The 984-nt window shown below is 62.9% G+C and carries 1 pseudogene; it reads left to right on the top strand.

The features are described from left to right. Positions 1–149 precede the first annotated feature (149 nt). Positions 150–930, top strand: a pseudogene (gene istA, locus IVA82_RS17025) (IS21 family transposase); the annotation flags it as partial. Positions 931–984: the final 54 nt, after the last annotated feature.

The following is a 984-nucleotide window of genomic DNA, read 5'->3' as shown; positions in this document are numbered from 1 at the left end:
GAATTATGCGCAGTTCGCCAGCCGGAAGTTGTCCGAGAATCCGACGGTTAAAGCCTCCTGCCTCAGCAATCTGCGCATAATCACGAGGTGCACATAATCCCGCACATAAGTCCAGGACAATCTCAAGCGGGCCTCGGCGGCCGGGCTCGATGCGCCGGATCAGAGAAGTTCTACGTTTGAGGCACCAGGGCCTGACCGAGCGCGTCATTGCGCGGACGTTGGGGATAAGCAATGGCGTCGTCCATGGTTACGTGCGACGCGCCCGCCTTGCAGGGTTGGCCTGGCCGCTGCCGGAGGGCATCGACGACGAGGGGCTGGAGCTACTGCTGTTCCCGGCGCCGGCAGCAGCGTCGCACCGGCGACCGGCCCCCGATTGGGTTTAGGTGGAGAAGGAGTTGCGCCGCCGCAGCGTGACACGCCTGCTGCTGTGGGAAGAGTATCGCGCCGCCAATTCCGACGGCTTTGGCTATACCTGGTTTTGCAAGACCTTTGAGGCCTGGAAGCAGCGTGCGCGCCCGAGCATGCGTCAGACCCACATCGGCGGGGAGAAAGTATTCGTCGATTTCGCCGGCGACACCATCGACATCTTCGATCCCATCACCGGCGAAGTGCGCGGCATGAAGCTGTTCGTCGCGGCGATGGGGGCCTCGAACTACACCTACGCCGAGGCTTGCCCAAGCGAGAGCCTGTCCACTGGATCGGCGTGCATGCCAACCTGTTCAGGTACCTCGGCGGCGTGCCGAAGTTCGTGGTCTGCGACAATCTCAAGGCCGTAACCAACCCCGATCGCTACGATCCCGGGCTCAACCGAACCTATGCCGAGATGGCCGGCCATTACGGCACCGCGATCTTGGCGGCGAGGCCAAGGCGACCAAAGGACAAGACGAGTGTTTCATACTGCACCTTGTTCTGGCGATTGCGCGGCGATGGAGATGAGCCGGGCCGCGCGGGCGTCGCGCCCTCCGCAGCCTTTGAGTATGGTCT

The organism is Bradyrhizobium sp. 142, from assembly GCF_023074015.1.
Classification (GTDB): Bacteria; Pseudomonadota; Alphaproteobacteria; order Rhizobiales; family Xanthobacteraceae; genus Bradyrhizobium.
This window is presented reverse-complemented; position numbering and strand designations above follow the sequence as displayed.